Below are 4,176 nucleotides of genomic sequence, written 5' to 3' on the forward strand. Positions count from 1 at the left end.
AAAAAAAGAAAAAGCCTGTACTGGATGAACAGGAGCAGGAGCAGATCAACGAGACAATACATATCGCAATGGAGTTTAATCAATTGCTAAAGTTTACGGTTTGGATTGATGGATTTTTCGAGGAAATTACCGGCGCTGTCCATTACGTGAATCAGACGAGCAAGTTAGTCCATATAGTGGACACTAAACTGGAATCGCATAGAATAGTCTTTGATGCGATTGTTAGCGTTGAGTTTGCGGATTAAAAAAGAGCCCCGTCATTTATTTGGCGGGGTTTTTACATATAGATCATCAATTTTACATTCTAATAAATCCGCCAAAATATAAGCCTTATCCAACGTAGGATACGTTTTTCCAGTACACCAATTAGATAGCGTGTTAGCAGACACGCCCAAGACTTTTTGGATATATTCGCGCTTATATTTTGATGTCCTCAACAAAATCCCAATTCTGCTTTCCAGCATTGTTACCACCTCTTGAATAAAATTCCACAATAAGTTGTTAAATCCTTTCACAAATATTTTGGATAGACAGACATCATTTAAGCAATCGCCCATACACTGTATTAATCACTGACAAAGGGAGTGACCAACATGGACCCGTTTACACTCGGATTAATCAGTATCGGGGCAGCAGGCGGCACATTGGCAATTGTGGGAGGCTTGCAAAACATAGGTGTCAAGATAAATGAGGGGGCCGTTATGGCCGTACTGGAAACTACAAAATATGGAGCAATTCTGTATTTGCTGAAATCGATGGCAAATTTGCTTTGAGATGCGATAGCATCGAAAAAGGATAACGTGGTAACGTTATTAGTTCGGGTTTTAATGACATTGAAACAGCATGTCCAATATGCAATAGATCAATAAAAGAACACGTCACAGACCACTACACACGATGACATAAGCAGTGACCAATACAGTGAAGGAGTGACAGCATGCTAGAATGGCTTATTTTGCCCACAGTAATCGCAGGGGCGGCCATGCTGCCAAATAAAAAATTAGAGTCCTGGGAGTATCACACTAAACACCTATATTATCATTCCTGGCTCGTGCCGATTGGCAAGAAAAGAAGAGTTATGTACCATAATTTTGAGCATTACCCGCACATGCTTGTGGGCGGTACTACCCGTTTCGGAAAAACTGTTTTTCTCAAAAGTTTATTTGCATCATTGATCCTTGCCAATCCCGACCGTGTAAGGCTGTACATTATCGACTTAAAGGGCGGTTTAGAGTTCGGGGAATATGAAAGCCTTCCACAGGTGTTGCAGGTGGCAGACGACTTAATAAGCGCCTGTCAGCTGTTAGATACCGTTTATAAAGAGATAAAAGAGCAGCAGGGTCGGTTCCGGGAAAAGGGATATAAAAATATATCGGACACTAATATACGAAAGCGCACTTTTATTATGGTTGATGAAGGGGCGGAACTATCACCAAAACTGGTAAGCAAGGAGAAAAAGAAATACGCGGAGTTAGCTCAAATTTATTTAGGAGAGATTGCCCGGATCGGGGGCGGGTTAGGTTTCCGCTTAATATTTGCCACTCAAATACCGTATAGAGAAGCGGTTCCGGGGCAGGTCAAAATGAACATAGTGGCCCGCGTATCTTTTAAAATAGCGGACCAAATAGGCAGCAGGGTTATTCTTGACGAAAAGGGAGCGGAAGAATTAGAACCGATAGCAGGTCGGGCCATTTACAAATTGGCTGAAAAACATGAGATCCAATGCCCGTATATCACAGACCAAATGATAGGAGGCTTTCTTCATGAACAGAACAGAAAAAATACTGACGCTGATTGATCGGTTAGGTGTCGCCAGTGTGCGGCAGCTGCATGAAATACTACGGCTCGGTACTTATCGGAATACTTGCCGGGTGATTAATAAGCTGTCGCCGTATCTGCATGAGGTGCGGTCAAGGGAAAAAATCGTTTATTTGAATAAAGACGGTCGGGAACTAATTGCATCGGTTAACGAGATTAAAAAGTCAATGCTGTTTGACCACATGTTGCTAACAAATGACGCTTATATTTATTTTAATTGTCCACATGACTGGCGGAGAGAATACGCCTTTGAATCGTCCACAGACGCCGGCTACGGCTTTGCTATCCAAGTGAAGGGGTTAACTACCGCGACGACAAAAAAGCTTGTGGCAGACGCCATGTTCAGCAGGAACGGCTATATTTATCTAATCGAGATAGATAACACCCGTCACATGGCCGATAATATTAAAAAGGTGAAGCGTTATAAAGAAATGTGGACGGATATACAGAAAAAATCAAACATGCAGCCTTTTCTCTATTTCATCACTTTGAGCGAAAGCAGGAAAAGAAAATTGCAGACGGCTTGCAAAGGAATGAGGGCAGAGGTATTAACGTTTGATGAGATAAGATAAAATTTTGAAACTTTTGTCCGATTAAGATAGTATAAGGCTAAAAAGGGGAGCTGGAGAAATGAGGAAATATTTGTGGCTATTATTAATTTTATTTCTTGCAGCCTGTGGGTCATCCACATCGGGGGAGGATACGCCGAAAGAAAAGGCTAAAGAAAGCGGTGAGACTACAGCAGAAGGAAATATTGTTGAAGAACAGGAGCCAACCACTACATTTGAAAACGGCACTTTGGAAACTGACAAATTCACTTTAACAATCGCTAAGACGGAAATAATCCAAAGTCCAATGGAAAGTAATCCGGGTCTGTTTGTCACCTTTAAACTTACGAACAAAACACAAGATGAAGATGTGATACCAAATGAAACGCTTGGCTTTCTCATGGCGCGGCAGGAAAACGAAACATCTCGAATAGATTTAATGGATAATTACCATTTCCTTGATGCTTTTGGGGATGAAGATGACGTTGAAACTTACAATAAAATGGTTGATTTAGATAACGCAAGTGCTAACGCTCTACTACCAGGAAAAAGTATTGAATTTGTGGAAGCTTACGGACTAGATAACGATCAATATGACGTGGTTTTCACTGGTTATGATGATGTTACTGCCACGGAGGTAGGGGAATATACCGTTAAATTGAAATAGGGAGAGGGAAAAATGCTAAAAAAATATTTATGGGCCATTTTAATTTTATTTTTGGCAGCTTGTGGATCCGGCGCATCAACGGAGGAAAAACCGAAAGAACCAAAACAAACTGAGCAAGCCCAAGATAACGAGCAACAGGAGCAAAACGATGCCGAAAAAGAAGAATCCGTGGAGGAAGAGCCTCCCGAGGATTTAGAGGAAACCGGAGAATGGGAAGATAAGGATTTCGGAAAAGTGAGAGTTGTTGGTGTGGGTTACAACGATGGAGTTGGCATCGATGGAAAAGAAGATACGCCAGGTAAGCCGATTGAAATGGGCCCCATAAAATTGTTTGTTGACAGCCTTATGGTCCTGGAAGTAGAACCGAACGAGGACATGAAAGAACTGGTTTTTGAGGATCAAGACAAGGTGCGGGCGATCGTTACCGATATGAGAGCCGAAAACACATCTGAAGATGACGTGGAGTTTTACCCGAATCAATCCATTATGGTCACTGATACTGGTGAGCAAGTGGAGTCTGACATGTTGCTTATGGGGGATGTTGGCGGTGAATTTTTGGGTAAGGTAAAGATGAAGGATCAAACCTGGTGGATATTGAAGGACCCTGATGCGGACATTAAAACTATTAAAATGATTATCAAGCCACCGATGAATGTGGATGACTTTGAGGATCTATCCGAGGAAAAAAGATTGGAATTTGAAGTGCTGAGTTTCGAGGAAGCCAAAAAGAAAGACGGTAATTAAAAGAGGGCCCCATAAAGGGGCCTTACTTATTGCAGCCTGTTTATTATTTCGTATTGATCCAGTATCGGCTGATATAATTCAATTTCCTCTTTCAGCCCGTTTTCGGTAATGAAATAACGTTTGATAGAGTGGCCGAAACTGTTTATATGCTCGAGCACGAATTCGCCGTTTTCTTTGTAAATGAGTAGTTTTTTCATTGACATTCAGCTCCTTGTTTTTAGTGACTACGAGTGACCAAAAAGTGACCAACGGGTGGTAAAATGGTCACTTTAAAGATTACTTTTGACAGTGATAGACACAATGAGTAATAATAATGATTGTAAAATCAACACTTTTACTTCTATTGATTTTTAATGACAGTACCAAACCCCTAATGATATGATCGAAGTAGCTTTGGAA

The 4,176-nt window shown here is 41.2% G+C and carries 8 protein-coding genes; 6 read left to right on the top strand and 2 right to left on the bottom strand.

Going from position 1 to position 4,176, the window contains the following annotated elements:
* The coding region (locus D4N35_RS17485) for a YolD-like family protein (protein WP_164876420.1) at nucleotides 1–245 on the top strand (245 nt) is incomplete at its 5' end.
* 12 nt (nucleotides 246–257) lie between these two features.
* Here D4N35_RS17485 and D4N35_RS17490 read toward each other — a convergent pair.
* The gene (locus tag D4N35_RS17490) at nucleotides 258–464 is read right to left on the bottom strand and encodes a helix-turn-helix transcriptional regulator (RefSeq protein WP_120075958.1); all 207 of its coding nucleotides are present in this window, start codon (nucleotides 462–464) and stop codon (nucleotides 258–260) included.
* 129 nt (nucleotides 465–593) lie between these two features.
* On the opposite strand from D4N35_RS17490, the gene D4N35_RS17495 reads away from it, so the two are divergent.
* From D4N35_RS17495 to D4N35_RS17515, 5 genes are all read left to right on the top strand, one after another.
* Complete coding sequence (locus D4N35_RS17495; RefSeq protein WP_120075960.1) at nucleotides 594–773, top strand: hypothetical protein; 180 nt, start codon at nucleotides 594–596, stop codon at nucleotides 771–773.
* 164 nt (nucleotides 774–937) lie between these two features.
* A complete protein-coding gene (locus tag D4N35_RS17500) occupies nucleotides 938–1,798 on the top strand; it encodes an FtsK/SpoIIIE domain-containing protein (protein ID WP_120075962.1) in 861 nt (286 codons plus the stop codon).
* The gene (locus D4N35_RS17505; RefSeq protein WP_120075964.1) at nucleotides 1,764–2,390 is read left to right on the top strand and encodes a replication-relaxation family protein; all 627 of its coding nucleotides are present in this window, start codon (nucleotides 1,764–1,766) and stop codon (nucleotides 2,388–2,390) included. The genes D4N35_RS17500 and D4N35_RS17505 overlap by 35 nt, the downstream gene beginning before the upstream one ends.
* Nucleotides 2,391–2,448: 58 nt before the next feature.
* On the top strand, nucleotides 2,449–3,033 hold the full coding sequence (locus D4N35_RS17510; RefSeq protein WP_120075966.1) for a DUF5067 domain-containing protein: 585 nt from the start codon (nucleotides 2,449–2,451) through the stop codon (nucleotides 3,031–3,033).
* A 12-nt stretch (nucleotides 3,034–3,045) separates the two neighbouring features.
* Entirely contained in the window at nucleotides 3,046–3,777 is a 732-nt protein-coding gene (locus tag D4N35_RS17515) for a hypothetical protein (RefSeq protein ID WP_120075967.1), read from the top strand.
* Between the two features lie 26 nt (nucleotides 3,778–3,803).
* On the opposite strand, the gene D4N35_RS18245 is transcribed toward D4N35_RS17515, so the two are convergent.
* Nucleotides 3,804–3,974 carry a hypothetical protein gene (locus D4N35_RS18245; protein ID WP_164876421.1) on the bottom strand — a complete coding sequence of 57 codons (171 nt, stop codon included), beginning with the start codon at nucleotides 3,972–3,974 and terminating at the stop codon, nucleotides 3,804–3,806.
* Between the last annotated feature and the right edge of the window lie 202 nt (nucleotides 3,975–4,176).

Origin of the sequence: Siminovitchia fortis (genome assembly GCF_003605365.2) — a bacterium.
GTDB lineage: Bacteria > Bacillota > Bacilli > Bacillales > Bacillaceae_C > Siminovitchia > Siminovitchia fortis.

Excerpts from the sequence above, each read along its gene's own strand:
- D4N35_RS17495 (WP_120075960.1), top strand. The coding sequence starts at position 594 with ATGGACCCGTTTACACTCGGATTAATCAGTATCGGGGCAGCAGGCGGC.
- D4N35_RS17490 (WP_120075958.1), bottom strand. The coding sequence starts at position 464 with ATGCTGGAAAGCAGAATTGGGATTTTGTTGAGGACATCAAAATATAAG.
- D4N35_RS18245 (WP_164876421.1), bottom strand. The coding sequence starts at position 3,974 with ATGAAAAAACTACTCATTTACAAAGAAAACGGCGAATTCGTGCTCGAG.
- D4N35_RS17515 (WP_120075967.1), top strand. The coding sequence starts at position 3,046 with ATGCTAAAAAAATATTTATGGGCCATTTTAATTTTATTTTTGGCAGCT.
- D4N35_RS17500 (WP_120075962.1), top strand. The coding sequence starts at position 938 with ATGCTAGAATGGCTTATTTTGCCCACAGTAATCGCAGGGGCGGCCATG.
- D4N35_RS17510 (WP_120075966.1), top strand. The coding sequence starts at position 2,449 with ATGAGGAAATATTTGTGGCTATTATTAATTTTATTTCTTGCAGCCTGT.
- D4N35_RS17505 (WP_120075964.1), top strand. The coding sequence starts at position 1,764 with ATGAACAGAACAGAAAAAATACTGACGCTGATTGATCGGTTAGGTGTC.